Here is a 26577-nt window from a genome sequence, read left to right on the forward strand (position 1 = left end):
CGTGATTTTGATCTCTGATCTTTAGGTTTTTGGGCAAGGAAACTTGAGCTAACTCACTGTCAGCATTGATCTCTGAAAACACCGTATTGTCCAAAGTCGAACACTTTGAAAACGATGCCAAAGAGCCGGTGTTTGAATCGATTAAACAAGAAAAAAGCCTTAGATAGCGCTTTCAACAGAAAGCGAATACATAGCATCAAAAAAGTTAAGCATTTTATTAACATATCTCATTTATAGAACTCCGAAGCCGCTAGCAGCACCTTACGATGAACTTTGAGGCAGTAAGGCTTTACCCATAAAAGGTCAATGCGCAGCAAAATGTTTCACAGTGAGCAGCAGGACGAAAACCATGCCCACTGGAGTCGGATACGATCACCCGCCGAAACCGCTACTCACTCGTCCCAGATAAGTAACGCAATACTACTGACCCTCATACTTTGCGGTGAATTCCAATAAGAACCCACCGCACCCTCGGTCTACATATGTAAACATCTGGAGGTAACATGAAGACTGATATTCCAGAGGGTGCCCGCGCACCCATGTTCTGGGAGGCAATCGTCTCACTCCTTTCCCTTGTTGTCGGCATCAGCGTTTCCATCGTTATTTATGGGCTCGACCCTCAGGTTCCTATGTTATTAGGCGTGGTTGTAGCTAGTATCGTTGCGCTCCGCTGTGGTTTCTCATGGAAAGATATTCAATCAGGTATGGTGAACGGTATCTATAACGCCCTTCCCGCGATGATCATCTTAATGATTGTTGGCGCATTGATCGGTGTGTGGATCCTCGCAGGTGTTGTGCCGACGCTGATCTACTATGGCCTACAAATTCTGGCACCGGAAATCTTCCTGCCCGCATGTGTGATTATCTGTGCGGTCACCTCACTCGCGACCGGCACAAGCTGGGGTACCACAGGGACTATCGGTGTGGCACTGATGGGCGTGGGTGGCGGTCTTGGCTTCCCGCTTCCGCTGGTTGCAGGTGCGGTGCTTTCCGGCGCGTACTTTGGCGATAAAATGTCTCCCCTGTCTGACACCACCAACCTGGCGCCAGCCATGGCGGGCACGGATCTGTTCACCCACATCAAACACATGTCGTACACCACAGGTGTGAGCATTTCGATCACGCTGGTTATCGAAGCGGTGTTGGGACTCAAATACAGCGCATCAGGCGGCGACATTGAACGTATCAATAGTATTCTGACGACACTAGACAGTACCTTTTTTATTAACCCCGTTTTATTCCTTCCTCTTTTTCTGGTGTTGTTTGTGTCTTACAAGAAGATGCCTGCTATTCCGGGAATAGCGCTGGGTGTGATTGCAGGTGCGATATGTGCGGCTGGTCTCCAGGGTGCTGATTATAATGCTATTGCCAGTGTGGCCTTTGGTGGATATACCTCAGAAACTGGTATCAGCGATGTGGACTCACTGTTGTCACGCGGCGGCCTAGATTCCATGATGTACACCATCAGCCTTATCATCGTTGCCATGATGTTTGGTGGTGTCATGGAGCGGACTAACCAACTTCGCGTGATTGCAGACAAGATCCTGGCTGCCGCGAAGTCGACGGGTTCACTGGTGGTTTCTACCGTGCTCACCGGTATTGGCGCCAACCTGATTCTGTGTGACCAATACATGGCGATCGTGATGAGTGCGCGAAGTTATGCGGAAGCTTACAAAGAACGTGGGCTTGCACCGGAAAACCTCTCCCGCGTGGTGGAGGATTCTGCCACTGTGACTGCGAACCTCGTGCCATGGAACTCGGGCGGTGCTTATCAGGCAGCCACATTGGGCGTCGCTACGTTGGCCTACTTGCCATTCAATTTCTTCTGCTGGATCTCACCACTCGTGACCATTCTGTTTGGTGTGATGGGTTGGACCATGTGGAAAATTGATAGTCAGGAAGAAGTGCCGGAAGCCTCGGTTGAACGAAACCTTTAGGTGACAGATACTCTCATCCAAGGCCACCAATGGTGGCCTTTTTATTTAAAATCAATTCTTTAACCCTAACTGCCGCTCTCAAGGATCTCCCCAACTTTTTCAAAGACTTTGAATCAAGAACGAATTGCTATTTCTCTGTGAGAAATTTGAGAGATTTGTTGATTAACGTTTCCTAAAGCACGGCATAAAAATGCAAACGCCGTACACGACCATTCAGCTTTAGGGAGTGTTGAACCATGACAGTTGTTGTTCATTCGGTTTTTTGCCCACCAACACCTGAGAACAATTCCAGTGAACCGGGACAGTACTTTAATCTGGCTCCACTTAGAAAGCTCAATCAGCAAGAGCGGCATAGGTTTATCTCATACGGACGCGGACCATCCGGTAAGCCTTCCTTTTCCACACTCTGCTTGGCCATAGAGCAGTATGCGCACGAAAGACCCTTTGCAATAGCCGCCATAGACGGAAGGCAGACCATCTCTTACCGCGAGTTGAATTTGGAAGCCGAGAAACTCGCCACACTGCTCCAACGCCTGAAAGTTAAATCTGGCGACTCCGTTGGTATCTTCTTATCCCGCTCAATTCCTATGTTGATTGGCATGCTGGCTTGCCTCAAGATTGGCGCGAACTATGTTCCACAGCATGCTGGGGATACCCCTAAAGCGCAGCTCTCACACATCGTTGATGTCGCGAGAATTCGTATTGTGTTGACTCTTTCTAAACATAAACATGACCTGCCAGAGAATAAAGGCACCACCCACCTCGAGCTTGACAACTTGCTCAAATCTGCCGATTTCAAGTCGATAGCAATCAGTGGGAAACGCATTGTCAAACCTAATGATGTCTGCTTTATCCTATTCACCTCGGTTACGACAGGAAGGCCCAACGGGGTTCAGGTTACCCACAGAAACGTCGCTAATATCGTGATGACGTCGCCAGGTAATCTCGGTGTCAAGCCGGGAATGCGGGTAGGACAAATACTCAGCATTGCTTCTGATATGTCAGCATGGGAAATCTATGTCGCCCTTTGCCATGGTGCGACACTGCTATTTCGTAGCGACTCTATTCAGAAAACCGTCGCCAATAGCAATGTCATCATCGCCACACCGTCAATCCTTAAACAGATTGATCCGAACGATTGCCCAGAAGTAAAAACGGTCGCCGTTGCAGGCGAGCATTGCGAAATGCCATTGGCAGAATCGTGGGCCGAAATATGTGATTTCTATAATTGTTATGGTTCGACAGAAACGACGATCATCAACACTGCCAAACAGTTCAAACCCGGTGATAACCTCTCTATCGGCACACCGACGCCAAACAACACCGTTTATATCCTCAATGAAGATCTCTCACCTTGTACAATTGGGGAAATTGGCGAAGTGTGGGTAGGTGGCGCCTGTGTCACCAAAGGGTACCTCGCGAATGCTGAACTCAGTCAGTCGCGATACCGGCCCGATCCGTTTTTAGGAGACGGCCACGTGATGTTTCGCACCCGTGATCTGGGCCGCTGGAGCGCGCGAGGTGAACTTGAGCACTTCGATCGCACCAACATGAAGTAAAATGCACAACTAACGTGCTGAACGAGGCACTATTTCATCCACACTGGAAAAATTATCGCAGTGTCCCTTAGCTTTGCACCTAAAACGATCAATAACTCATCTCTTTCACTGTGCCCGCTGACATTAATAAAAATTGCCATTCAGCATGTTGCCACAAATCTTACCTACTACGCTGTACCATTCACATGTTGGCTTTAGATAGGCTACCGCAGACGGAACGCGGAAAAGTCGAACAACGCAATTTAATGGCACTATTCGACAATGCCACCCGGTCAACTAAGGTAGCCGGAGCATGATGTATCTAACTTTAGACAACATCCTGTTTTACCTCCCGATACACTCTCCTTTGCAATTTTTTGTTATTAGGGGCTGTTGAGTTTCCTCAGCAGCCCCTTCTGATCTGTCGCAGAGGTGTTTTCAATGAGTGAAGGCAATCCGCCGCTGGTGGTGAAAAACCCACAAGCCGAAGCTGAGGAGCCAAAAGCCCTTCACAACGCACGTCGGTTTACTTACTACGTTATTGCTGCAATGGTTATTTGGTTCTATACCCTGTGGGCAAACCGCGTTACTCCCATGACAGACCATGGCCGAGTCAATGGGCAACTGATCCGCATCAGCCCACAAATATCAGGCCCAATATCTGCTATTTCAGTCCTCAACAATTCAGAGGTTAAGCGTGGCCAACTTTTGATGTCCATCGACAGGCAACCCTTCGAGTTAAATGTCAACGCAGCAAGATTGGCACTGCAACAATCAACCCAATCCGTCAATGCTGATTCCGCCGCGATTGAAAACGCTAAAGCCAATGAAGTTGCTGCCCGCGTTAAGGTCAGCAATGCCAAACAACATGCCGAACGCAACATGTCACTTGCAAGACGTGGTGTCGTCAGTCAGGCAACGCTGGATGGCAGTTTAGCTTCTCTTGATGCTGCAAAAACGAGTCTGGCTCAAGCCACGGCTGATCTCGCGAAAGCGCAGCAGGAACTTGGCCCAAAAGCTGAAAAGAACCTACAAGTAACAACTGCCTTAAACAATTTGGAGCAAGCGCTTCTCAACCTTTCCTACACAGACATCCGAGCGCCCGCCGCAGGGGTGATTACTAACATGAATCTGTCTGCGGGTGACTTTGCGGCGACAGGTAAACCGCTCCTGACGTTTATCAATAATCATCATTTTTGGCTCACTGCCATGGTCACGGAGAACTCTCTGGCTTACGTGAAGAAAGGTACAGTGGTTAAGATTGTGTTTGACGCCTACCCCGGCGAGATTTTCCATGGAGAAGTCACTTCCGTTGGCTGGGGAAGCAGCGGTAATGGCAGCCTGCAAGTCGATGGCGGAAGCGGTTTTTTTGATTCTCCAACCGGTACTCAGCACTCTCAACGCTTCCCGGTTAATATTCGCTATTTCGATCTGCCTGAAGATGTACAGTTGCGTTATGGCGGTCGCGCCACCGTCAGTTTCTATCCCGGCCAGTCAACAATCGCTGAGTCACTGTTAGATGTCTGGACCTGGCTTTGGAGTTATTGGCGTTATGTTTCCTAGGGTCTATTGACCTTTGGTGATGATTTTTGCAGCAGTTTGTGGGGATTTTATGCAAGGCAGAGGCGTCGATGTGTAGCTAGCCTGCATGAGAAGCCGATAACGCAGCAGAAATTCCCCACAAACGCTGCCCGAAGGGTTCTGCCCTAAGCGTTTTATGCTTTGTTTAGGTGTATTTGCTTAGAATGACTAGGCGGCACACACCTCGCCGCGCCTAAAACGCTTATAGCGAGAACAAAATTTAACCACCAAAGGTCAACAGACCCTAGCCTAGATATAGAAATTGTCGACGTCTTCTAAATTTGATTTTTTCATTGATGACAGTTATAACTTTCTAAACGATAGTATTATCGTTAGCTAGAATTAATGAGTCTCAGGTTGGTCAAAATGATGAATGTGAATAAATTAAATCGCTGGTGTACCCAGGACTACAAAATCGCTTTTTTCTTCCCTGCATAAGCATTCCCCTTGCGCAGTCCCTGCGCGCACTTATCGAAAAGCCGTACCAATAACTCGATTCACTTAATCGTGTTTTCGTATTGTCACGCTTAATGAATCGATAATTAAAACCCAATACAAAATTTCGAAAACAGATTAATTTTCTGCCGGAGCACTAGTGCCTAAATAAAATAAATAATTGGCAAGTTTTCCGTCAGGTAAAAATAAAAGGTAGAAAAAATGGAAAACTTCAAACACCTCCCAGAACCGTTCCGTATCCGTGTGATTGAGCCAGTAAAACGCACCACCCGCGCGTATCGTGAAGAAGCCATTTTAAAAGCGGGCATGAACCCCTTCTTGTTGGACAGTGAAGACGTGTTTATCGACCTGCTGACGGACAGTGGCACAGGCGCCATTACTCAGGAAATGCAGGCTGCCATGCTGCGCGGTGATGAAGCCTACAGCGGCAGCCGTAGCTACTATGCGCTGTCTAATGCGGTAAAAGACATCTTTGGCTATAAACTGACCATCCCAACCCACCAAGGGCGTGGTGCTGAGCAAATCTACATTCCTGTGTTGATCAAAAAGCGCGAGCTAGAGAAAGGTTTGGATCGCAGCAAAATGGTGGCACTTTCGAACTACTTCTTCGACACCACGCAAGGCCATACCCAGGTAAACTGCTGCGTTGCTAAAAACGTCTATACCAAAGATGCGTTTGATACCTCCGTCACCGCTGACTTCAAAGGCAACTTTGATCTGCAAAAGCTGGAAGCGGCGATCCTCGACGCTGGCGCAGCCAACGTACCATACATTGTGAGCACCATTACCTGTAACTCCGCTGGCGGTCAGCCGGTTTCTATCGCTAACCTGAAAGCGGTGTATGAGATTGCCAAACGCTACGACATTCCCGTGATTATGGACTCTGCGCGCTTTGCGGAAAACGCCTATTTCGTCCAGCAACGCGAACCCGGATTCAAAGATTGGACGATTGCTGAAATCACCCGCGAAGCTTACAAATATGCGGATGGCCTGGCGATGTCAGCGAAGAAAGATGCCATGGTTCAAATGGGCGGACTGCTGAGCTTTAAAGACGATGCTTTCATGGACGTTTATCAGGAATGCCGTACCCTTTGCGTGGTGCAGGAAGGCTTCCCAACTTATGGCGGACTGGAAGGTGGCGCGATGGAGCGCTTGGCTGTGGGCCTTTATGACGGTATGCGTCAGGAATGGCTGGAATACCGCATCAAGCAGGTTCAATATCTGGTTGATGGCTTGGAAGCGATTGGCATTGTTTGCCAACAAGCTGGCGGCCACGCAGCGTTTGTAGATGCTGGCAAGTTGCTCCCACACATTCCTTCTGACCAATTCCCGGCACATGCATTGGCGTGTGAGCTTTACAAAGTTGCCGGCATCCGGGCAGTGGAAATCGGTTCACTGCTTCTGGGTCGCGACCCTGCCACTGGCAAGCAGCACCCATGCCCGGCTGAGTTGCTTCGTCTGACCATCCCACGTGCGACTTATACCCAATCACACATGGATTTCATCATTGAAGCGTTCGGTGAAGTAAAGAAAAATGCGCACAATGTGCAAGGACTCGACTTTACCTATGAGCCTTCCGTCCTCCGTCATTTTACGGCAAGACTCAAAGAAGTGGAGCCAGTGGAAGTAAAAAAGCACAAAGCTGATGAGCTAGAAATCACAGTGTAGAAACCTATTAGAGCGCAATGAGTATTGCGCTCTTTTTTATTAGAAAAGTTATAAATCGCCAAATCCAATAACGTGAGAGAAATAAATACTGGGAAAGAGTCCATTGTTAATTGTGTGGCTCCTGCATTATCGCTAGTGTTTAAGTTTTCACATCAATATTAAGGCTATCTAGTTCTGGAGTAGGCGCATAGACAGTTTGATCAATCCTTACTATTTTACTGACTGTGACAGTAATAACTAATCCAGATTAGATGCAACTTTATTCTTTTAAATATTACGATTTTAAAGCGCCTATTAATTCCTTCACCAAAGAATAATTCGGAAATAGAGGATTATATATCTAGCATTCGATCCACGCGGGAAAAGTATTTACTTAGGTATTATTACCTTTATATACCCAAACAACCTGAAGATGCAGGATTCAGGTTATTTGGGTATGGTATTGAGCTTCGTCTTCGGTGTTTCAGGCATAGGCTAAAAGGAAAGTAGTGACAAATAAAGCCGATTAATCGGCCTTATTGTTTTCTGTTGGTGATGTTTCTTCCTCTTCCATGACGACGGCTCTGAATGAAGGTAGTGGCATTTGAGACGTCGTTTGCTCTTCCGTTGAAAAGTTTATCTCTTCGTTTCCAGCACTCTCCTTCCCCGCTTCACTTTCCGCTCTCAACTTGGGGTAACCAGAGTCTATCGGCGGAGTATCATCCTCAAAATTCATCGTCATAGGCACTGATCTAAGCCGAGCGGATGACTGCGCAGCAATAGAAGACAGCGCAAAGCAAACGCGGTATCGGAGCTCCTCCTTAGATCGGGGGGACGACACTTCTAACTGGCTTTGATGCAGACTCAGAATCGCATCAACAATCTTGCTCCCTATCCCAAGAGAACCTTCGTCACTGAATTCATCAACGGCATTCTCAATGCAGAAACTCACACTGCCCCCTTTTGCCCTATTAGCATCCATTAAAATCGAAGAACGAGCTGGACTGTGGCGGATAGCATTTTCCATTACATTGTCGAATACCCGGTTTATCAGTACTTCATCTGCAATCACAGTCAATGGCTCTGAAACTGTAACAACCAAATCCACCTGTTTCTTTTTCAACTGGAGTTCAAAACGATGGCGGACATCTTCAAACAATTCCCTCACATCAATGTCGCGGTAGGAAAGCACAATCTTGGCAGAAGGTGACCTCGCGGCTTCAAGCTGGCTTTTGAGATGAGTCTGAAGACGTTGGGCGTTGTGATAGGCCGTATCAATCATACCCCGCCCTTCTTTGTGCTGGATTCGCCAAGTTTCTAGATACCCCAATATATTAGCCAATGGGGTTTTTAAATCATGACTGAGTTGCACCATGTATTCCCGTCTTTGCGCTTCCTGGACCCGCAGTTGAATAAACTGTTGTTGGATTACTGCCATCATACGGCGGTATTGGGTTGCAAGCTCCTGAAGTTCAGGTGATCGCACTTTTAAAGGTGGGGAAATACGGAACTCGGTTTTAGCTGATTGTTCAATCTGACCCACCATCACTCTCCCGGGGATGATAATACGGCGATAGACCATTCGGTAAACTACTAGTGCAAAGAGCAAGATAGCGACCAGCGCCGCCGCAACAACAGGCGCATACTGTAGCAAGCTATCCAAATCAGCAAAGACGTTATAGCCCTGACTGCCGATGAGTACATAGAGATAACCTGCCACTTGCCCATCCATATCAATTCGCGCTACGGAGAAAACTTTTTCACCGCTTTCAGAAAGCGGATCTTCACCCAGAACAGGAAAAGGCTCACCGCGAAGAAACTGTTCTATCGGTTCAACATCCACTCGCAAACGAATGACATCTTCTTTGGGTGGCCCTGATGTCGTGATATTGCCTTGCGGATCGAGAAAATAGATTTCAAAGTCAGGCCCAAGCAGCATCAAAGTGTGGAAAATAGAAGACAGCGCTTCTGGACTGTAGTCACCCCCAACCATCAGTGGGTTATCGTCCCTCATATGCACAGCAAGGTCTTTGTGCAAAACCTGACGGGAACGCCATTCGTTTTGCTGCCAGACAGATACGCTCAATGCGGTTAAAAGCGCAGCACTGCACAAAAACCAAATTAAGGTGAACAACAACAGACGGTTTTTAAACGCCAATATTTACCTCCCTCTTTTCGTCGGTTAACCGTTCACACGGCGGAGTAATACTGGGTCTGAGGGTTCGCTAAACTTATATCCCACCCCCCAAACAGTGTGAATGTACTTGGGTGTAGCAGGATTTCTCTCCAATTTACTTCGCAGACGATTAATCGCGCAGCACACTGTATGACGGTAGCCATCATAATCTGTATTCCATACGCGACTTAGCAGCTCATCTTTACTAAAAACACGCTCAGGGCGTTTTGCCAAACAACATAAAAGAGAAAACTCAATAGGTGTTAGATCGATATCGCGACCTTCCAGCTTTACACTGTGGGTTTCAGGGCAAATTTCGAGGTGTTGGAAAAGCAGTGAAGTAGAATGCTTACTGCTCATACCACAGGTGTCAGAACTCGATTCTTTCGTGGTGCCGAGCTGCCATTGACTGTGAAGGGACACTCGGCGCATCAGCGCCCTTACTCTTGCCTGAAACTCAATCACACTGAAAGGTTTGGCAAGATAATCATCAGCCCCGGCTTCAAAGCCCTCCACCATATCAGACTCTGAATCCAAAGCAGTCAACATCAGCACGGGAATACCGTTTTCCTGCTGACGAAGAAACTCACAGAAGGTTTTACCATCACCATCGTCCAAGCCCCTATCCAACACGACAGCGGAAATATCTTCATTCACTAGCGCACGATATCCATCCTCCAAAGAGGTACCTTTAATCACTTCAAACCCCATCACTTTGAGGTGCAGCGCAATGAGTCCCAAAATATCTGCATCATCTTCCAGAACCAAAACTGATTGTTGCATAGGGAACTCCCATTTTTTTGCGATCATCACTCCCAATAAACCAAGAATAGGCGGATAAATTTCAGAACTTTCGTTGAAAATCGTTCATCGAACATACAAATCTTCGATTTGAATATCGATTCTTACATTTCATACACCAACCTCTTAGTGGTCCGATGTTTAAGTATTCAAATCATCAAGTTATCACATTTTCAATCCCGTTATCCCCTCGGAATTTACTTAGAACGCAAACGATTCAACACTTAATAGGTAACAACACTAAAGAATTTTTGATACAAACTTGTTATGATTAGTTTCATTGCATGCATATTTTTAGTTATTTAAACCACGAAAGGGCTAATAACGTAGTGCAATATCCATTAGGTAAATGATTAGAGCTATATTCATTTATCATGTCATTTAAAATGAGAGGGAACTTCCATGAAAAAACTTCTAGCCTCGTCCTGTCTGCTGCTTTCAGCTCTTCCTATGAGCAGCTATGCGGCGGAGTGTGGCAAAGTCACTATCGCAGACATGAACTGGAACTCCGCTAGCCTCATCGCGAATGTTGACCGCATTATTCTTGCAGAAGGATATAACTGTGATGCGGAGCTGGTGCCTGGCGACACCATGCCTACCGGTACGTCAATGATCGAAAAAGGTGAGCCGGATATCGCCCCCGAATTCTGGAGTAACTCCCTGAAAGCCGCGCTAGATCGTGGTGTAGAGGAAGGCAGACTCCGTTTCGCTGGTGCAGTCCTGTCTGACGGTGGTGAAGAAGGTTTTTGGGTACCTAAGTATCTAGTCGACAAGGACCCAAGTATTGCAACTATCGAGGGCGTTATCGCGAATCGCGAACTCTTCAAGCACCCGGAAGATCCTTCACTATCCGCTTTCTACGGTTGTCCAGCAGGCTGGAACTGCCAAATTTCTTCAGGCAACCTTTTCAATGCAATGGGCTTGGGTGACAACGGTTTTGAGCTGATCGATCCAGGTTCAGGCGCAGGTCTGTCAGGTTCTATCGCTAAAGCTTATGAGCGTGGCGAAGGCTGGTTTGGTTACTACTGGGCGCCAACCGCAGTGCTGGGTAAATACGAAATGGTGAAAGTGGACTTCGGTTCAGGCATAGACGAAGAGCACTTTAAATCTTGTACGACCAATGCGGATTGTCTGGAGCCAAAAGTGACTATGTATCCACCTTCAGCGGTTGATACGGTGATCACTGAGAGCTTTGCAAAGAACTCACCAGAAGCAGTGAACTACCTTTCCAACCGTTCATTCACTAACGCACAGCTGAACAGCCTTCTTGCATGGATGGAAGACAACCAGGCTGACGGTGAAATCGCTGCCATGCACTTCCTGGAAAATCATGAAGACATCTGGGGCGCATGGGTAACACCTGAAGTGGCGAAGAAGATCAAAGCGTCACTGTAATCGCTATAAATGCTTTGCGGGCTGGCTTTTCAGCCCGCAATTTTTTGCGACAACCAAATCTAAAAACGCGACGTATCGTTTGGCTCTCTACATACGTCAGCGCTTTCCCACCCAAGGTGGGTATATAGTTTCTAATATTCTAAAGACGCAGAGGACGCTGTACTGTTATGGCAGACAATTCTTGGCTGACAGAATTTCCGGAGATGTCACGCTCCGATCTTCTGACAATTCGTAAAACACTTGATGGCGCCTACCGTGAGTTTTCGCGAAACTACGGTGAAACCATCGAATCTTTCTTTGACCCGCTGCTCCAATTTCTCATCTGGTTTGAAAAGCTTCTTCTCGGCACCCCTTGGTGGCTGATGATCGCCATTCTCGCGGGTGTTTCTTACATGGCAAGCCGTTCCTGGAAGCTTGCTGTTGCTGTTATTTTTTCTTTCCTCGCTATCGGATATTTCGGTATGTGGGAAAACACCATGCGCACCATGAGCATCATCTTGGTGTGCACCATGCTCGCCATATTTCTCGGGATTCCTATCGGCATCGCAATGGCACGCTCAAACCGCGTGCAATCCATGGTCACGCCACTGCTTGATGTCATGCAAACCATGCCAGCCTTCGTTTATCTGATCCCTGTCGTGATGCTGCTGGGCATCGGTAAAATACCTGGTGTGATTGCCGTGGTTATATACGCTATCCCACCTGTAATCCGTTTGACCAACCTTGGTATCAGACTGGTGGACAAAGAGGTGCTCGAAGCCGCTACTGCATATGGCGCGAGCCCAACACAGCGCCTGTTCGGTGTCCAGCTCCCACTCGCAATGCCAACCATTATGGCGGGTATCAACCAGACCATCATGATGGCACTGGCCATGGTAGTTATCGCTTCAATGATCGGTGTTAAAGGCCTCGGCCAACCTGTATTGAAGTCAATCACTAACCAATACTTCACACTCGGTCTGATTAACGGCCTCGCGATTGTCGCACTGGCAATCATCTTTGACCGCGTATCACAAAGCTACGCAAAACGTTCACAGCAGCACCTGAGCGGAGGCCACAATGAGTAACACTGAAAACAGCACACCGCTTATCCAGATTAAAGGCCTCTACAAGATCTTCGGTAATGCTCCGCAAAAGGTATTACCTGATGTAAAAGCAGGGAAATCCAAAGACGATATTCTGGCAGCAACCGGCCATACGGTGGGCCTTCAGGACATCAACCTGGACATCGCGCGTGGTGAGATCTTCGTGATTATGGGCCTTTCCGGATCGGGTAAATCCACCATGATTCGTCACTTCAACCGTTTGATTGAGCCAACCGAGGGCCAGATCATCGTTGAAGGTGAAGACGTTATGAAGCTCGATGAGAAAGGACTACAAAATTTCCGTCGCCACAAAATGTCGATGGTATTTCAACGCTTCGGTCTGATGCCTCACCGTACGGTGTTGCAGAACGTTGCGTACGGTTTGCAGGTACAAGGTGTCGACAAGGCTGAGCGGGAGAAGAAAGCCACTGACTGGCTTGATACTGTTGGTCTGGGTGGATATGAACAACAGTACCCGTCTCAACTATCCGGTGGTCAGCAGCAACGTGTTGGTCTAGCTCGGGCTCTGTGCACCGATGCTGAAATCCTGCTAATGGACGAAGCTTTCTCAGCACTTGACCCCTTGATTCGAAGCGAGATGCAGGACCAGTTAATTGGTCTTCAGGAAAAACTGCACAAGACCATCATCTTCATCACTCATGACTTGGATGAAGCACTTCGTTTGGGCGACCGCATTGCTATCCTGCGCGATGGTAAACTGGTTCAGCAAGGTCGTCCGGTAGATATCCTGCTTAACCCTGCTGACGACTATGTGGAAGCGTTCGTTAAAGATGTTAACCGCGCACGAGCACTGACGGTTGATACGGTCATGAAACCGCAGAGTCTGCGCATCAGCGCTGAAACCATTGGCGAAGCGCTTGCAGAGATGCGTAAAGCGAAAGCAGAACACGGTTACTACGTGAATGATGACGGCTACCAAGGCGCCCTGAGCATTGAGACACTGGAATCTGTTGATTCTGCCCGCCACGGCGATGCTATTGATGAAGCAGTACTTGAAGAAGTACCAGGCATCCAAAGTGATGCGCTCATCGAAGCGGTTATCCCTGACACGCTGGAGCACGAACTCCCACTGCCTGTATTGGATCAGGATGGTGAGATCCAAGGCGAACTTTCTCGCGCAAATCTGGTGGAAGTGCTGTCTGATCAGTCTTCTAACAGTGTGGAAGATGAAGAGCAGCAGGCAAAAAAGCCTGAGGAGGCATCCGCCTAATTTCTTTACTTTTGCGCCAAAAAAGCGCTTCAATTTGAAGCGCTTTTTGATTCCAGCATGTGTCTATTATTCAGCATATCAACCCATTCCCCGCGGCAGAATTCGCTATACTATAGGAATATTTATCATTCCTGAGACGGTATCGTGTTCGCAACCAATAGCAAAAGCTCATACGCACACAGCGCCTTCGGCCTGAAGCTTGCTACGATAAATCTGTTTAATTTTATCGAACCGCCGGGTGCATTTTACGAGTTCAGCAACATCTATGGCGAAGACCAATGGCGACAAAAGCGAGCCTGGCTAAACCGTTACATTGGCAGTTACCAACCTGACATTATCGCCTTTCAAGAAGTGTTCAGCGCGTCTGCGCTCAAAGCATTGCTAGAACCCTTGGGTTACCGCTTCTTCACTGTTGTCGATGAACCCGAGCCACTCGAGGAGTACATCTACAAAAGCCCGGTCGTTTGTTTGGCGTCGCGCTATCCAATTTTAAGTGCCCTGCCATTGCGAGCAGACCCTGACGTTTCTACCCGAATTGGCATCCAACAAGATTTCGAGTACAGCCGATTGCCGCTGTTTGCGACATTGGAGCTCCCCTCTCTTGGACAGACAGACATTTATGTCGTCCACCTAAAATCCAAACGTCCAATCATGGAAGAAACCTCAGATGAGAGTGAATCAACCAAGCTCGCCCAATCCATGCAGGCTGAAATGACGGGTTCCTGGGCATCGGCTATCCAACGAGGTTCAGAAGCCTGCCACCTAATGAACAGCATCATCGAGCGCCGCTCACACACCAACAACCCAGCAATAGTCATGGGCGATTTTAATGATGATCTCCGCTCAGAAGTATTGCACGCTTTCCATGTTTCCGGTTTGCGTTCCATCACTGATGACATGGCAGAAATGCCCCTTTCACATTATCAACTCCATGATAGCTGGGAATTATATGTCAAAAATATTGGTGAAGCTGGGCTGGAGCGGCCAGCGACGCACTACTTCCATTCCAAAGGGTCGGTATTGGACTACATTCTGCTATCGAATGAATTCAACAGTGCTGATCCCGCAAGCCTAGCTGAAGTAGGAGACTTTCATTGTGAAGACTCGCACCTGGTGAATCCCAAATTCGATCAGGACACTTACAGCAGCGATCATGCGATTGTCAGTATCACCATTTCACTGCGCCAATAGCCTTCGAAGCCTTCAGTCAATGCAGTGCTTTGTATCAGGCAAGTGCGATTTTGCGTTGTAGATTCGGGCTCATTTCTCGCGAAAACCATCATCTTGATTAAGCTTAAAGATATTTCTCAAATTCGAAACTCGGTCTATTGGAGCTCATAATGATTGGTTTTTCCGTCAAGAAAATGGCCTGCGCTTTTGTACTCGCATTCACTGCTTTGGCCGTATTTCCCAGTTTCGCCGATAAGCACAGTGAAAAGGAAATCATTCTGGTCAGTGAAGCATGGGAAGACGCCACAGAAAAAGATGGTTCAGGATTGTACTTCGAGATCATGCGCCGTGTCTTTGAGCCGCTTGGCTATAGTATAAAAACCATTACCACCACCTACTCCAGAAGCGTTTACCTTGTGCAAACCAAGAAGATGGATGCTTTCCTTGGCTCATACATCGATGAGAAAGAAAAGATTCTCTATCCCTATTGGCACTTCGATGCTGACCAAGTATCAGCCGTTTACAAAGCCTCGGTCATACCAACATGGGAAGGCGAAAAAACACTGGGAAATAGAACTGTCGGTTGGGTAAAAGGCTATGACTATAACGACTACATCGACACCAAATTCAACATCCACGAAGTGAAGTCACGTCGCCAAGGGCTCTCAATGGTGTATTCTGACAGGCTCGATGTAATGCTTGATGCAAGGAAAGAACTTGAAGAAGAGTTTGCCCTTGGGTATCTGGACCGTGATGACTTTGAGATGGTGGTTATCATGGATCTCAAACTCTACCCAGGCTTCGCCGATTCCGAAAAAGGACAGGAGCTTCGTCGGATTTATGACGAGCGTTTCGAGGAGTTGCTAACAAAGGGAGAGATTAAACGTCTCTACGACGAATATGAGTGGGAGTATTTCCCGTTCTCAGTGAGTTCAAAGCCTTAGGGGCTGTTGACCTTTGGTGATGATTTTTGCAGCAGTTAGTGGGGATTTTATGCAAGGCAGAGGCGTCGATGTGTAGCTAGCCTACATAAGAAGCCGATAACGCAGCAGAAATTCCCCACAAACGCTGCCCGAAGGGTTCTGCTCTAACCGTTTATGCTTTGTTGAGGTGTATTTGCTTAGAATGACTAGGCGGCAAACACCTCGCCGCGCCTAAAACGCTTATAGCGAGAACAAAATTTAACCACCAAAGGTCAACAGCCCCTAGTGATAAGAATGCGAACGAAGAAAACGCTACCCTCGGGCAGCGTTTTCGTGTTTTTGCGGACTGCGAACATTAACGATTGTTGGTAATATCCTGGTAATCACCGTCAATTATCTGGCCCTGATGACGCTCTTTAGGGCCAAATGGTGTTTCGCGGGTTTCTCCGTACGTCTGTTCAAATTGCGCAGCTTGCTGCTCTTGCGCTTTGCGCAGTTTTTTCATTACAAATGGCTTTGCAATCAGGGCACTCACTGAAATCAAGAGGCCGAATACAGCTGCAAATACCAGGGTAAAGAAGCCGAGAATAAGCGTAACCACACCGGTCAGGATTTGTCTCATAGTAATTCCCCGTGGATTAAAATCGTGTTGGCTTCATATCACTTCCTCCTAACATGCGGCTTGGGGGAGCAAATATCAATAGGCATTTACATTTATTTACTGACTAGAGTTTTAATCTGATCGACCAGTAGTGGCACGTTTTCCCAGAGGATAAAATGCCCTTCGCCTGGCATCATCATCAATTCAGCTGAGGGTAACTTGGCTTTTGCATACCTGGAGTTACCGGGATTAGCCAAATCATCTTCCGCACCATGAACCAACATGACCGGCATCTTCAGAACAGACCAGTTTTGCGCTGCAAGCTTTTCCAACTCTTTATCCAAAACCATCATCTCTCTATTAGACTTGAGCAAGTCATCCGGTAATATAAAGTTCGCCAACAGCGTATCAGTTATATAGTTGTACCATTTTGGTGATTCCAGCTTTGGGTCAAACGCCGATGCAATCAGTAATAATCCACTGACACTGTCTGGCGCCAACAATGCCAGTTGCAGGGCGATAGGACCACCAAGAGAGTGCCCCACAACCCATGTTTCCTTACCACTACTCACCAAGCCTATCAAGGCTTCTGCCTGTTTTTGTATTGATGTTTCAACAGGAAGACCTGACTCCCCAAAGCCTGGGCGGTCAACGGAAACTAATTCCAAGTGCTGTAACGCCGGATGCCCAAGATAATCGTCGTAGGCTTCTTTGCTTCCCGGCGAACCATGAATGAAGATAACCCGCCTCTCTGAAGCAGAATTACCAGCTATTTTTATCGAAGCTTTTGTAATGCTTTGCGTGGAAGTGGCTTTTTTTTCTGCCATTGCTAAGCCCGGGGAAATAGCTGCCATCAAAATAAGAAAGACACTGAGTACAGGCTTTTTCGCCATGGTGGAAAAACTCCTTGGTAAACACTGGAAATGAAAAGGGGTAGCTTGTATATACCCAAACAACCTGAAGATGCAGGATTCAGGTTGTTTGGGTATAGACCGCATATATCAGCATTCTTCTCCAAAACAGTATTTATTTGCTCCAATTTTGAGTATTAAAAACAAGACTTCACTGACCTTTCCCATAACTCATGTGCAGATAGTCACTTATGAGACAAATTGAAATCCCAACACGAAGGTAACCTGTCTATATCCAATCAACCTGAAGATGCAGGATTCAGGTTGCTGGGTACCCCATGTCAGTAAGAGGAAGTACGACATGCATACTCAAAAACAAACCAGTACGTCTCTGAGATTTATATTGCTCTTTATCACCCTAACCAGTTTGGTCGGTTGCACAGCGTCGAGACATGACCAACTGGCAGATTTAGGCTTCAGTACGCCATATATGGAAGGTTATGATGATGGTTGTCACAGTAAAGTGACCGCGGCTCAGACATACAATGATGGTTATCGTCAGGATCCTGAGCGGATGTTTAAAGAACCGCGCTACGCCAACGGTTGGAAAGATGGCTATGAGCAGTGTTTCGTAGCTAATAAAGAGTTTTATTAACCTTCCCAGCTATGCAAGTATAAAAATTCTTCTGATATCCGGGATTTTTTCTCCTTACGCAACCAATGCTGATTGCTAGGAATCAGCATTGGTTTCTTCACTTCCAGACTACTTTACAACGTGGCAGTACAAAGTGTTTTGCAGCACTTTCTACGGCACTAAGATCTTTCCTATATTTAAAACATTCTGCACAGATTTCCAAATAAAGCTATAGTTCGGAAATAAGTCAGGCGGGAGTCATTATGCGAATTGTATTTCCACAAACCATCAATCACAGCTATCGAGTGTAGTCGTTCTCATTTTGTCATCCGTTGCGCTATTTGCATTTTTTTCATTCGTTCATTGAATGAGGTGGAAACGCTAGAAACTGCTTCAGTCGATATTTTGAAGAGCCAAGCATCTATTCTAATGCTTCGCAGGCATGAGAAAGATTTTTTGGCACGTAAAGAAACCAAGTACAAAGATAGATTTGATGCAGAATACGACGCCCTCACTAAAACCCTAGTGAGAGCAAAATCTAAACTGAGCGCGTTGAGTATAGAAGGCGAGAAAACTATTGATACCATGCTATACAAGTTGGAAACATACCAACATGGCTTTGAAACTTTGGTTAACAAGCGCTTGGAAGTCGGCACAACCCATGACTCAGGATTGAAAGGTGCTGCCCGCGCAGCTTCTCATCGCGTTGAGAAGGCAATCCAGAAAATCGAGAACGACAAACTATATATAAAGCTACTAATGTTAAAGCGGCACGAAAAAGACTTCCTGCTACGATCTGACACCGAGTATATCAACAAATTCAACACCATGATGGATGATTTTTCTCCAGCCATTGCCAGCAGTGATATGCCCCCCAACACCCGTCTAGCCATGGAAGCGGCTTTGAGAGAATATCACAAAGCTTTCAATGCATTTGCAGATGGCTTAATAGGTATCGGTTTAACACCACAAAGTGGCCTTCACGGCACTTTACGTGCTTCAGTGCAAGAAGCTGAGAAGCTGAGAAGCTGAGAAGCAGATGAAAGCGCTGAATGAGGATTTGGTCTCGGCCATTGTTGCTCGAGAGAAGAGCGTTATCAAGGTTCTAACGTTAATTGGCATTACTTTAGCGATTATCGTCTGTTTGGCACTTGTACTCATCAACTGCTTGGTAACTCATAAAGTCTCTGTCGCAAGCGCCCTGATGAAAAAGATCGCCGAAGGGGGAAGCTCGCTGAATGTTAAAATGAACCTTTCTGGGAAAGATGAACTTTCAGAAATGGCGTCATTCTTCAACCAATTCATAGGCAGCCTTCAGCGTACTATGGATAAGATCTCGGGCATTTCTACGGAGCTTTCTAGCAACGCAAGACGCAGCTTAACCATGGCTACTGATACTGCCACCAATGCAGAAAAACAGCGTGCCGAGTCAGACTCAGTTTCCACGGCAATGACAGAAATGACAGCCACCAGCCGTGAAATAGCGCAGAGTGTATCGGCAGCAGCAAACGTGGCAAAAGAGCTTCAGGATTCAGCGCAAACTGGCCGCGAAGTAAATGGTGAAACCTTCGCAAAAGCCAACCAACTGTCAGAGAGTATGAGCAGCGCGAGTGACAACATGCAAAAGCTCAACGCTGACAGTGAAGAAATTGGCTCTGTCATCTATGTTATCCGCTCTATTACTGACCAAACCAACCTACTTGCCTTAAATGCCGCAATTGAAGCAGCCAGGGCTGGCGAACAAGGTCGCGGATTTGCTGTTGTTGCAGATCAGGTCAGGGAACTGGCTATGAAAACGCACCAATCCACGGACGAAATCACCAAAATCATTGAGCAACTCCAGAGCGGCATTCGTCATAGCGTGGATTTGATGAATGAGAGCAGTGAAATGGCATCGATAAGTGTCGAGCAAGCACGGGAAGGTGCTTCAGTGATGGCAGCCATGGTTTCACAAATTGAGGACATTGCCGGTCAAAACCTTCAAATTGCCACCTCCTCCGAAGAGCAGACAGTGGTAACAGAAAGCGTGGACAGAAACATTATTGCCATTGTTGAACTTGCGGAGCACACTGCCAATGCAGCGAAGAAATCAAACCTTTCAGCCTCTGCCATTGAACGATTAGCCAACGAACTCGATAGGCTGGTGGGCACATTTACGGGTCAGCCACCAGCCCACGCTCCACATCAATAGAAAATGACGAAAACATTAATCTGGAACTGGCCCGTACTCGAAGCAAATCAAAGGGCGCTAAGGCGCGCTCCCTTCTTCCCCTAAAGTACCTATCGCTCCCATCAACAGAATGACGCCATCTATCGTCTATATTAATGAAAACACTCACACATTGGGTTCACTATGAAAAAGCCAGAATTGCCTATCGATGAAACGCATCGTCTGCAGGTACTCCATCACCTGAATATTCTTGATACTGGCAACGAAGAGCGCTTTGACAGACTGACCCGTCTAGCCAAACAAATGTTCGGAACCAAAATCGCAGCGATTAGCTTTATAGATACCAACCGGCAATGGGTAAAATCAGGGAAAGGGTTGGAAAGAGAATACCCCCGGGACATCAGTTTTTGCGCGCATGCCATTTTGGACAGCGAACCTATGGTGGTAAATGACACCCTCTCCGACACACGATTTTCAGATAACCCTCTGGTGCTTGGCGATCTTAAGATCCGGTTTTATGCGGGTTATCCCATCCGCCATGTCAGTGGCTCACTGCTAGGTGCCTTGAGCATCGCAGATGATGAGCCACGAGGGTTTGACGATTACGATTTACGCTGCATGAAGGACATCGTTGACTTGGTTGAGAATGAACTTGCATCGATGCAGCTTAGTACACAAGATCACCTCACTGGCTTGCTGAACGAGCATGGCTTCGAAGTAATTTGCCAGAATAGCCTAAATATGTGTGAACGATTAAATGCCCCAGCATCACTGGCGTTTTTTGATGTTCGGGAGTTAAAAACGATTAACAAGCTTCGGGGTAATGTTGAAGGTGACCGGGCATTAGCGTTCTTTGCCGATCTATTGAAATTTGGTTTCAGAGATTCAGATGTGCTAGCTCGCCTTGAAAGCGATAAGTTTGCTGTGCTAATGAACAACACACCCATCGCCAATACTCAGGAGATCTTAGACAGGTTCAAAGAACGTGTTGATCGTTATTCTGTAGAAAATGCTCTCCCCTACACGTTGGATTACTACGTCGGGGTATCGTGGGTAGAGCCTGAAAGTAACTATGATTTCAGTAACCTGCTTGATACTGCGAGAAATTTTGCAATCAAAGCGAAAGGGTAAGATCCCGTTTTGGTGATCCTAGTGCATCACTGTCGAAAACAGATTAATGACAACCACCCCTGACACAATCAGTGACATTCCTAAGATGGCTGGCAAATCCAATTGCTGGCCATAGAACATCCATGCCACCAAAGAGACCAACAAAATCCCCGCAGCGCTCCAGATAGCGTAAGCAATACCCAGAGGCATCGACTTCACGGTGATAGAAAGTAAGTAAAATGAGATTGAATAGCACGCCAGTACTGATGTTGTTGTAATAGGCTGGGTGAAAGACTGGGTTTTTGGCATCATCGACGTTGCGACAATTTCAAAAAGAATAGCAACTGATAAAGTCACAAGTGGTGGCAAAGTAGTGATGAGTTTCAGCATAACGGCTCAAACAGCCCCTAGGTGCAGGTTTAAATATGTTGGCATCCTGCCCCAGAAATAACGAAGCCCTGTCATATGCAGGGCTCGCTATATCCAACTAACCCAGTCTCAGCGGAACGATTATACGCGGTTTACAGCGTATTGGTTAAGCTCTTCCACAGAAACTGCGGTGATGAATTCATCGTTCAGGAAGAAGTTCACCATTTCACCTTCTTTCTCGCCACGCAGGATCTGGGTGGTGCCATCAGCATATGCAACAGACATTTCCAGAGATTTGTCATTGACTTGCTTAACGTCAGCAGAAGAAATCTTGATTGGCGCAGTCGTCAGATCTTTGTCCAGCTTCTGGTTGATTTTGATCACTGCACTCATTGGAGTGTCAGCAACCGCTGGAGATTTGCCAGAAATTGGGTTGGTGCCAGTCCAGAACTCGATTGAGTTGAAGATGAATAGGTCAGCCGCAGCCGCCACACCGTAAACCGGGCTCATCAGTACATACAGACCTGCACGAGCATAACGGTTGTCCACAGCAGACAGGTTCAGTTTCATCACTGCGCCTGAAGTGGCCATTTGACCGATACAACCTGACAGAGATACCGTCAGAACTGCTGCTGCAACAGCTTTGATTGCAAATTTTTTCATCGTTTTACACACTGTGAGTTTAAAAAGTCGGCGAAGTATACAGTGTATTTTTACGAAGAAAAGAGGCCATATCCCCCTTCCAATTTGTTCTGGCAACAACTGGTTTACAGGCGTTTGTAAGGGCAATGTCAGCGCGGTTAATTCGTCGTTAACGGCTGAACGTATCCTACTGTTTTCATTGAAGGAGTGAATTTCAACCATTCACGCGACAAATATTAACAAAGGAAATCCAGACCTGTTCGTTTGCCTATATTTTAACCAAGGAATTTCCCTCACAACATTCAAGTAAAGTGCAAGACCTTAGGCTTTCTTATACAATCCTCCACCTTCGATCTCTGAGATGCCATCATGAACCGTAAAAAGAAAATCATTCAAACTCTCAAAAAGAAAGACAAGAAACAGAAAGCCAAACTGCAAAAAAGCAGTAAGCCTCGCTACATTTCTAAAGCTGAGCGCGAAAAAATAGCTCAAGAAGAAACACAAAACGAATCAACTGAATCGGCACAAACAGAAAACAAAGAGTAAGTGACACCAAGCGCGTTTTTCTGACGTAATGCAACGGAATACGTTCTAGACCCTGTCCTCTCCTGTTCATCTCACACAAGATTGCGATAAAGTAATCTCGCCAATATGAAAAGGAGAAAGGCATGTCAGCACCAAGTTGGGACTTCTCATTTGTCTATCAAAGCCTTCAAGACACAGCGTTACAAAACGATCTCTCCCGCTCTAGCGATAACATTGCAGCACTGAGCAACCTCTCATCCGATACTATTGAGGGCTGCCAGCGAGCGCTGAGCCTGTTAGATGAAACTTCGACCTTACTTCAATCAGTATCCAGCTATGCAGCGTGTTTGTCGACAGTAAACGCTAAGGATGCCGAAGCGAAGACTGTAGTTGTTAAAACCGATGTGATGGCATCTAGTCTCAAACAGGCTTTCAGTCCATTTGAAGATAAGCTGGCAACCAGCGAGGCTGATTTTTTTGAGAGAGTGCTTGATGGTTCGGATGCGACGGGTAGCTATCAACGCCACGCATTCCGCCTCTCTCGTCTGCGTGAGCAGCAGATTTTCCGTCTCTCCGTTCCTGAGGAACAGTTGCTCTCAGCCATGCAGGTCGATGGCAAAAACGCTTGGGGTCGTCTCTACGATGACATCACAGGCACACTGAAAGTCAGCCTGAAATTCCCAGATGGCAGCGAAGAAGAGATGGGGCTTTCACAGGCAGCAAGCTTGCTTTACGGTGGCGATACCTATCGGCGTGAGCCAGCTTGGCGTGCTATCCGCGAAGCGATGGGAAATCAGGAGGTTACCTTTGCCGCTATTCTAAATGCGTTGGCGGGTAATCGACTCACCGAATATGAAAAGCGCAGTCATACCAAGCCACTACATTTCCTCGCCCCTGCGCTTGAAGAAGCCCGTATTGAGAAACCGACACTTGACGCCATGCTGGATGTCACCAAGGCCAGTCAGGATCTTTCCCGTCGCGCGGCAAAAGCGATGGCGAAAGTATTCGGTACCGAACAACTTAAGCCGTGGGATGAAATGGCCGCAATGCCATCTTTCGGCGGGTCCAAACAGGCTTTACATTCGTTTGATGAAGCCATTGCCATCATCCGTAAGGCATTTGAAAGCGTCGATCCAGAGATGGCGGAGTTCGTCGACATGATGGTCGAACAAAAACTGATTGATGCCGCACCACAACCCAACAAAAGCATGGGAGCCTATTGCACCAAGATTGCCAAAACCCGTACACCCCTCGTGTTTATGAGCTTTGGTGGCAGTATGTCGGATGTACTTACGCTCGCACACGAATTAGGCCACGCATTCCACAACTGGGTAATGCGTGACATGCCATTAATCGAAACTGAATACCCAATGACACTGGCAGAGACCGCATCAATCTTTGCAGAAAACGTAGTACGTGATGCATTGCTAGAGCAGGCAGAGAGCAGCCATGACAAGCTGTTGATGCTGTGGGAAGAAGCACAAACAGCCGTAGCACTCATGCTCAATATTCCAGTACGCTATGGGTTTGAGAAATCTTTCTATGAGCAAAGACAGCGCGGCGAATGTTCGCCCGCAGAGCTTCGCTCGCTCATGGCAGAAACCTGGAATGAATGGTACGGCAATGCGATGTCGGAGCCTAACGACCTCTTCTGGGCAACCAAGCTGCATTTCAGTATCGCGGAGATCAGTTTCTACAACTATCCGTATCTGTTTGGTTATCTGTTCAGTACCGGTGTGTACGCAAGACGTGCAGAGAAAGGTACTGCATTCTACAGTAATTACAAAGCCCTACTGAGAGATACTGGCCGAATGAGTGCAGAAGAAGTGGCGAAAACCCACCTGAGTGTCGATTTAACCAGACCAGACTTCTGGCAGCAAAGCATCCAAATAGCTGAAAAGCGTATCGAAGAGTTTGAAGCACTGGTCGAAAAGCTTTGAGTACTATTAGTAAATACGAAAATACCCGCCTAGGCGGGTGTTCTTCTTTGCGTGACAGAAAGCGAAATTAGCCTTCAATACCACGTGATTTCAGGAACTCAGCGTAAGTACCTTTGAAGTCTGTGATCTTGCCGTCACGGATTTCGATAATGCGGGTTGCCAGTGAGTCAACGAATACACGGTCATGCGATACGAAGAACAACGTGCCTTTGAATTGCTCAAGTGCAGTGTTCAATGATTCAATAGATTCCATGTCCATGTGGTTGGTAGGTTCGTCCATCAAGAGCATGTTTGGTTTGTGCATCATGATCTTGCCAAGCAGCATTCGACCTTGCTCACCACCAGACAGCACTTTGACAGACTTCTTGATGTCATCCTGAGAGAACAGCATACGACCAAGGAAACCACGGACGGTTTGCTCGTCATCACCTTCTTGCTGCCACTGGCTCATCCAATCCATCAGGTTCATGTCTTTTTCGAAGTCATGGGCATGGTCCTGAGCGTAGTAACCGATGTTTGCGTTCTCAGACCACTTGTATTCACCGGTGCGTGGCTCTAGTGCGCCTGCCAGCGTATTCAGTAAAGTGGTTTTACCCACACCGTTTTCACCAATGATCGCAATGCGCTCACCCACTTCAAAAATACCGCCGAAGTTCGCGAACAGATCGTGCTCAAAGCCTTGGCTTAGGTTTTCTACTTCCAGTGCGTTACGGAACAGCTCTTTTGACTGCTCGAAACGAATGAATGGGTTCTGACGGCTTGATGCCTTCACTTCACTCAGCTGGATCTTGTCGATTTGCTTCGCTCGTGAAGTCGCTTGTTTCGCTTTAGAGGCGTTTGCAGAGAAGCGCGCTACGAAGGTTTGCAGTTCAGCAATCTGTGCTTTCTTCTTCGCATTGTCTGCCAGCAGACGCTCACGCGCTTGAGTCGCTGCTGTCATGTATTCGTCGTAGTTACCTGGGTAAACGCGCAGTTCACCGTAGTCCAGGTCAGCCATGTGGGTACATACTGAGTTAAGGAAGTGACGGTCGTGCGAGATAATGATCATGGTGCAGTTACGCTCGTTCAGCGTATCTTCCAACCAACGAATGGTGTCGATGTCCAAGTTGTTCGTCGGTTCGTCAAGCAGCATGATATCTGGGTCTGCAAACAGTACCTGCGCCAGAAGCACGCGCAGTTTCCAGCCAGGCGCTACCGCGCTCATCAGGCCGTAATGTTGCTCAACAGGAATACCTACCGCCAGCAGCAGTTCACCCGCTTTGGACTCTGCCATGTAGCCGTCCATCTCAGCGAATTCTACTTCCAGATCAGCCACTCGCATGCCATCTTCTTCGCTCATTTCTGGCAGAGAATAGATACGGTCACGTTCTTGTTTCACAGCCCACAACTCTTTGTGGCCCATGATAACTGTGTCGATAACCGTGAAGCTCTCGTAGGCGAACTGATCCTGGTTCAGTTTGGCAACACGCTCATTAGGATCCACGCTGATGTTACCGCTGGTTGGCTCCAATTCACGGCTCAGGATCTTCATGAACGTTGATTTACCACAGCCGTTTGCGCCGATTAGGCCGTAACGGTTACCTTCGCCAAACTTAACGGAAATATTTTCGAAAAGTGGCTTGGCGCCAAATTGCTGGGTGATATTAGCTGTACTAAGCAAGGCAATATTCCTGAACTGAGAATGGAAAACGCCGCAAGACTACAGAGTTCGGCCCCCTACTTCAAGCAAACAGCGAAACAAGTCACACTTCTGTCATTCCCAGTCCTGATTAATGGGAAAAATTTGCGCCGCGTC

At 47.2% G+C, this 26577-nt stretch carries 22 protein-coding genes; 15 read left to right on the forward strand and 7 right to left on the reverse strand.

Features of this window, described 5'->3' with window-relative positions:
• The first annotated feature begins 503 nt into the window (after nucleotides 1–503).
• The 4 genes from nhaC to tnaA all read left to right on the forward strand — a co-directional run bounded on the left by nhaC (nucleotide 504) and on the right by tnaA (nucleotide 7180).
• Nucleotides 504–1937: a Na+/H+ antiporter NhaC gene (nhaC, locus tag VP504_RS18025; RefSeq protein WP_325894814.1), complete on the forward strand. Its 1434-nt coding sequence runs from the start codon at nucleotides 504–506 to the stop codon at nucleotides 1935–1937.
• Between the two features lie 236 nt (nucleotides 1938–2173).
• Nucleotides 2174–3496 carry an AMP-binding protein gene (locus tag VP504_RS18030; RefSeq protein WP_325894815.1) on the forward strand — a complete coding sequence of 441 codons (1323 nt, stop codon included), beginning with the start codon at nucleotides 2174–2176 and terminating at the stop codon, nucleotides 3494–3496.
• Nucleotides 3497–3916: 420 nt separating this feature from the next.
• The gene (locus VP504_RS18035; protein ID WP_325894816.1) at nucleotides 3917–5038 is read left to right on the forward strand and encodes an HlyD family secretion protein; all 1122 of its coding nucleotides are present in this window, start codon (nucleotides 3917–3919) and stop codon (nucleotides 5036–5038) included.
• Nucleotides 5039–5713: 675 nt separating this feature from the next.
• On the forward strand, nucleotides 5714–7180 hold the full coding sequence (tnaA, locus tag VP504_RS18040) for a tryptophanase (protein ID WP_325894817.1): 1467 nt from the start codon (nucleotides 5714–5716) through the stop codon (nucleotides 7178–7180).
• A 505-nt stretch (nucleotides 7181–7685) separates the two neighbouring features.
• Here tnaA and VP504_RS18045 read toward each other — a convergent pair.
• Nucleotides 7686–9317 carry a sensor histidine kinase gene (locus VP504_RS18045; RefSeq protein WP_325894818.1) on the reverse strand — a complete coding sequence of 544 codons (1632 nt, stop codon included), beginning with the start codon at nucleotides 9315–9317 and terminating at the stop codon, nucleotides 7686–7688.
• Nucleotides 9318–9341: 24 nt separating this feature from the next.
• Nucleotides 9342–10118, reverse strand: coding sequence for a response regulator transcription factor (locus VP504_RS18050; RefSeq protein WP_325894819.1), 777 nt, complete (start codon nucleotides 10116–10118; stop codon nucleotides 9342–9344).
• Nucleotides 10119–10538: 420 nt separating this feature from the next.
• Between VP504_RS18050 and VP504_RS18055 the strand changes: the two genes are divergently transcribed.
• From VP504_RS18055 to VP504_RS18075, 5 genes are all read left to right on the forward strand, one after another.
• Entirely contained in the window at nucleotides 10539–11531 is a 993-nt protein-coding gene (locus VP504_RS18055) for an ABC transporter substrate-binding protein (RefSeq protein WP_325894820.1), read from the forward strand.
• 167 nt (nucleotides 11532–11698) lie between these two features.
• Complete coding sequence (locus tag VP504_RS18060; protein WP_325894821.1) at nucleotides 11699–12598, forward strand: ABC transporter permease; 900 nt, start codon at nucleotides 11699–11701, stop codon at nucleotides 12596–12598.
• On the forward strand, nucleotides 12591–13847 hold the full coding sequence (locus tag VP504_RS18065; RefSeq protein ID WP_325894822.1) for a quaternary amine ABC transporter ATP-binding protein: 1257 nt from the start codon (nucleotides 12591–12593) through the stop codon (nucleotides 13845–13847). The genes VP504_RS18060 and VP504_RS18065 overlap by 8 nt, the downstream gene beginning before the upstream one ends.
• Before the next feature lie 144 nt (nucleotides 13848–13991).
• Nucleotides 13992–15038: an endonuclease/exonuclease/phosphatase family protein gene (locus VP504_RS18070; protein ID WP_325894823.1), complete on the forward strand. Its 1047-nt coding sequence runs from the start codon at nucleotides 13992–13994 to the stop codon at nucleotides 15036–15038.
• A gap of 149 nt (nucleotides 15039–15187) precedes the next feature.
• Nucleotides 15188–15961, forward strand: coding sequence for a substrate-binding periplasmic protein (locus tag VP504_RS18075; RefSeq protein WP_325894824.1), 774 nt, complete (start codon nucleotides 15188–15190; stop codon nucleotides 15959–15961).
• A gap of 334 nt (nucleotides 15962–16295) precedes the next feature.
• On the opposite strand, the gene VP504_RS18080 is transcribed toward VP504_RS18075, so the two are convergent.
• Nucleotides 16296–16562, reverse strand: coding sequence for a hypothetical protein (locus VP504_RS18080; RefSeq protein WP_325894825.1), 267 nt, complete (start codon nucleotides 16560–16562; stop codon nucleotides 16296–16298).
• Nucleotides 16563–16654: 92 nt separating this feature from the next.
• Nucleotides 16655–17434 carry an alpha/beta fold hydrolase gene (locus VP504_RS18085; protein WP_325894826.1) on the reverse strand — a complete coding sequence of 260 codons (780 nt, stop codon included), beginning with the start codon at nucleotides 17432–17434 and terminating at the stop codon, nucleotides 16655–16657.
• A gap of 319 nt (nucleotides 17435–17753) precedes the next feature.
• Here VP504_RS18085 and VP504_RS18090 point away from each other — a divergent pair, with 319 nt between their 5' ends.
• The 4 genes from VP504_RS18090 to VP504_RS18105 all read left to right on the forward strand — a co-directional run bounded on the left by VP504_RS18090 (nucleotide 17754) and on the right by VP504_RS18105 (nucleotide 21327).
• Entirely contained in the window at nucleotides 17754–18047 is a 294-nt protein-coding gene (locus VP504_RS18090) for a hypothetical protein (RefSeq protein ID WP_325894827.1), read from the forward strand.
• Between the two features lie 435 nt (nucleotides 18048–18482).
• On the forward strand, nucleotides 18483–19058 hold the full coding sequence (locus VP504_RS18095; protein ID WP_325894828.1) for a hypothetical protein: 576 nt from the start codon (nucleotides 18483–18485) through the stop codon (nucleotides 19056–19058).
• A gap of 7 nt (nucleotides 19059–19065) precedes the next feature.
• Nucleotides 19066–20217 (forward strand): methyl-accepting chemotaxis protein, encoded by a 1152-nt coding sequence (locus VP504_RS18100; RefSeq protein ID WP_325894829.1) that lies wholly within the window; start codon nucleotides 19066–19068, stop codon nucleotides 20215–20217.
• Nucleotides 20218–20379: 162 nt separating this feature from the next.
• The gene (locus tag VP504_RS18105; RefSeq protein ID WP_325894830.1) at nucleotides 20380–21327 is read left to right on the forward strand and encodes a GGDEF domain-containing protein; all 948 of its coding nucleotides are present in this window, start codon (nucleotides 20380–20382) and stop codon (nucleotides 21325–21327) included.
• Between the two features lie 18 nt (nucleotides 21328–21345).
• On the opposite strand, the gene VP504_RS18110 is transcribed toward VP504_RS18105, so the two are convergent.
• Both VP504_RS18110 and VP504_RS18115 read right to left on the reverse strand, forming a co-directional pair.
• On the reverse strand, nucleotides 21346–21675 hold the full coding sequence (locus VP504_RS18110; RefSeq protein WP_422615211.1) for a DMT family transporter: 330 nt from the start codon (nucleotides 21673–21675) through the stop codon (nucleotides 21346–21348).
• A gap of 141 nt (nucleotides 21676–21816) precedes the next feature.
• Nucleotides 21817–22338: a DUF3332 domain-containing protein gene (locus VP504_RS18115; protein WP_325894831.1), complete on the reverse strand. Its 522-nt coding sequence runs from the start codon at nucleotides 22336–22338 to the stop codon at nucleotides 21817–21819.
• Nucleotides 22339–22686: 348 nt separating this feature from the next.
• Between VP504_RS18115 and VP504_RS18120 the strand changes: the two genes are divergently transcribed.
• Both VP504_RS18120 and VP504_RS18125 read left to right on the forward strand, forming a co-directional pair.
• Nucleotides 22687–22863: a DUF2986 domain-containing protein gene (locus VP504_RS18120; RefSeq protein WP_084387820.1), complete on the forward strand. Its 177-nt coding sequence runs from the start codon at nucleotides 22687–22689 to the stop codon at nucleotides 22861–22863.
• A gap of 122 nt (nucleotides 22864–22985) precedes the next feature.
• Nucleotides 22986–24782, forward strand: a complete 1797-nt coding sequence (locus VP504_RS18125) for a M3 family oligoendopeptidase (protein ID WP_325894832.1) — start codon at nucleotides 22986–22988, stop codon at nucleotides 24780–24782.
• Nucleotides 24783–24849: 67 nt separating this feature from the next.
• Here VP504_RS18125 and VP504_RS18130 read toward each other — a convergent pair whose 3' ends face one another.
• Nucleotides 24850–26442: an ABC-F family ATPase gene (locus tag VP504_RS18130; RefSeq protein ID WP_325894833.1), complete on the reverse strand. Its 1593-nt coding sequence runs from the start codon at nucleotides 26440–26442 to the stop codon at nucleotides 24850–24852.
• Nucleotides 26443–26577 lie beyond the last annotated feature (135 nt).

Origin of the sequence: Grimontia sp. NTOU-MAR1 (assembly GCF_035758505.1) — a bacterium.
In the GTDB taxonomy this organism is placed as follows: domain Bacteria; phylum Pseudomonadota; class Gammaproteobacteria; order Enterobacterales; family Vibrionaceae; genus Enterovibrio; species Enterovibrio marinus.

Excerpts from the sequence above, each read along its gene's own strand:
- VP504_RS18080 (WP_325894825.1), bottom strand. The coding sequence starts at position 16,562 with ATGAGACAAATCCTGACCGGTGTGGTTACGCTTATTCTCGGCTTCTTT.
- VP504_RS18065 (WP_325894822.1), top strand. The coding sequence starts at position 12,591 with ATGAGTAACACTGAAAACAGCACACCGCTTATCCAGATTAAAGGCCTC.
- VP504_RS18060 (WP_325894821.1), top strand. The coding sequence starts at position 11,699 with ATGGCAGACAATTCTTGGCTGACAGAATTTCCGGAGATGTCACGCTCC.
- tnaA (WP_325894817.1), top strand. The coding sequence starts at position 5,714 with ATGGAAAACTTCAAACACCTCCCAGAACCGTTCCGTATCCGTGTGATT.
- VP504_RS18120 (WP_084387820.1), top strand. The coding sequence starts at position 22,687 with ATGAACCGTAAAAAGAAAATCATTCAAACTCTCAAAAAGAAAGACAAG.
- VP504_RS18115 (WP_325894831.1), bottom strand. The coding sequence starts at position 22,338 with ATGAAAAAATTTGCAATCAAAGCTGTTGCAGCAGCAGTTCTGACGGTA.
- nhaC (WP_325894814.1), top strand. The coding sequence starts at position 504 with ATGAAGACTGATATTCCAGAGGGTGCCCGCGCACCCATGTTCTGGGAG.
- VP504_RS18085 (WP_325894826.1), bottom strand. The coding sequence starts at position 17,434 with ATGGCGAAAAAGCCTGTACTCAGTGTCTTTCTTATTTTGATGGCAGCT.
- VP504_RS18075 (WP_325894824.1), top strand. The coding sequence starts at position 15,188 with ATGATTGGTTTTTCCGTCAAGAAAATGGCCTGCGCTTTTGTACTCGCA.
- VP504_RS18125 (WP_325894832.1), top strand. The coding sequence starts at position 22,986 with ATGTCAGCACCAAGTTGGGACTTCTCATTTGTCTATCAAAGCCTTCAA.
- VP504_RS18100 (WP_325894829.1), top strand. The coding sequence starts at position 19,066 with ATGAAAGCGCTGAATGAGGATTTGGTCTCGGCCATTGTTGCTCGAGAG.
- VP504_RS18030 (WP_325894815.1), top strand. The coding sequence starts at position 2,174 with ATGACAGTTGTTGTTCATTCGGTTTTTTGCCCACCAACACCTGAGAAC.
- VP504_RS18055 (WP_325894820.1), top strand. The coding sequence starts at position 10,539 with ATGAAAAAACTTCTAGCCTCGTCCTGTCTGCTGCTTTCAGCTCTTCCT.
- VP504_RS18090 (WP_325894827.1), top strand. The coding sequence starts at position 17,754 with ATGCATACTCAAAAACAAACCAGTACGTCTCTGAGATTTATATTGCTC.
- VP504_RS18035 (WP_325894816.1), top strand. The coding sequence starts at position 3,917 with ATGAGTGAAGGCAATCCGCCGCTGGTGGTGAAAAACCCACAAGCCGAA.
- VP504_RS18105 (WP_325894830.1), top strand. The coding sequence starts at position 20,380 with ATGAAAAAGCCAGAATTGCCTATCGATGAAACGCATCGTCTGCAGGTA.
- VP504_RS18050 (WP_325894819.1), bottom strand. The coding sequence starts at position 10,118 with ATGCAACAATCAGTTTTGGTTCTGGAAGATGATGCAGATATTTTGGGA.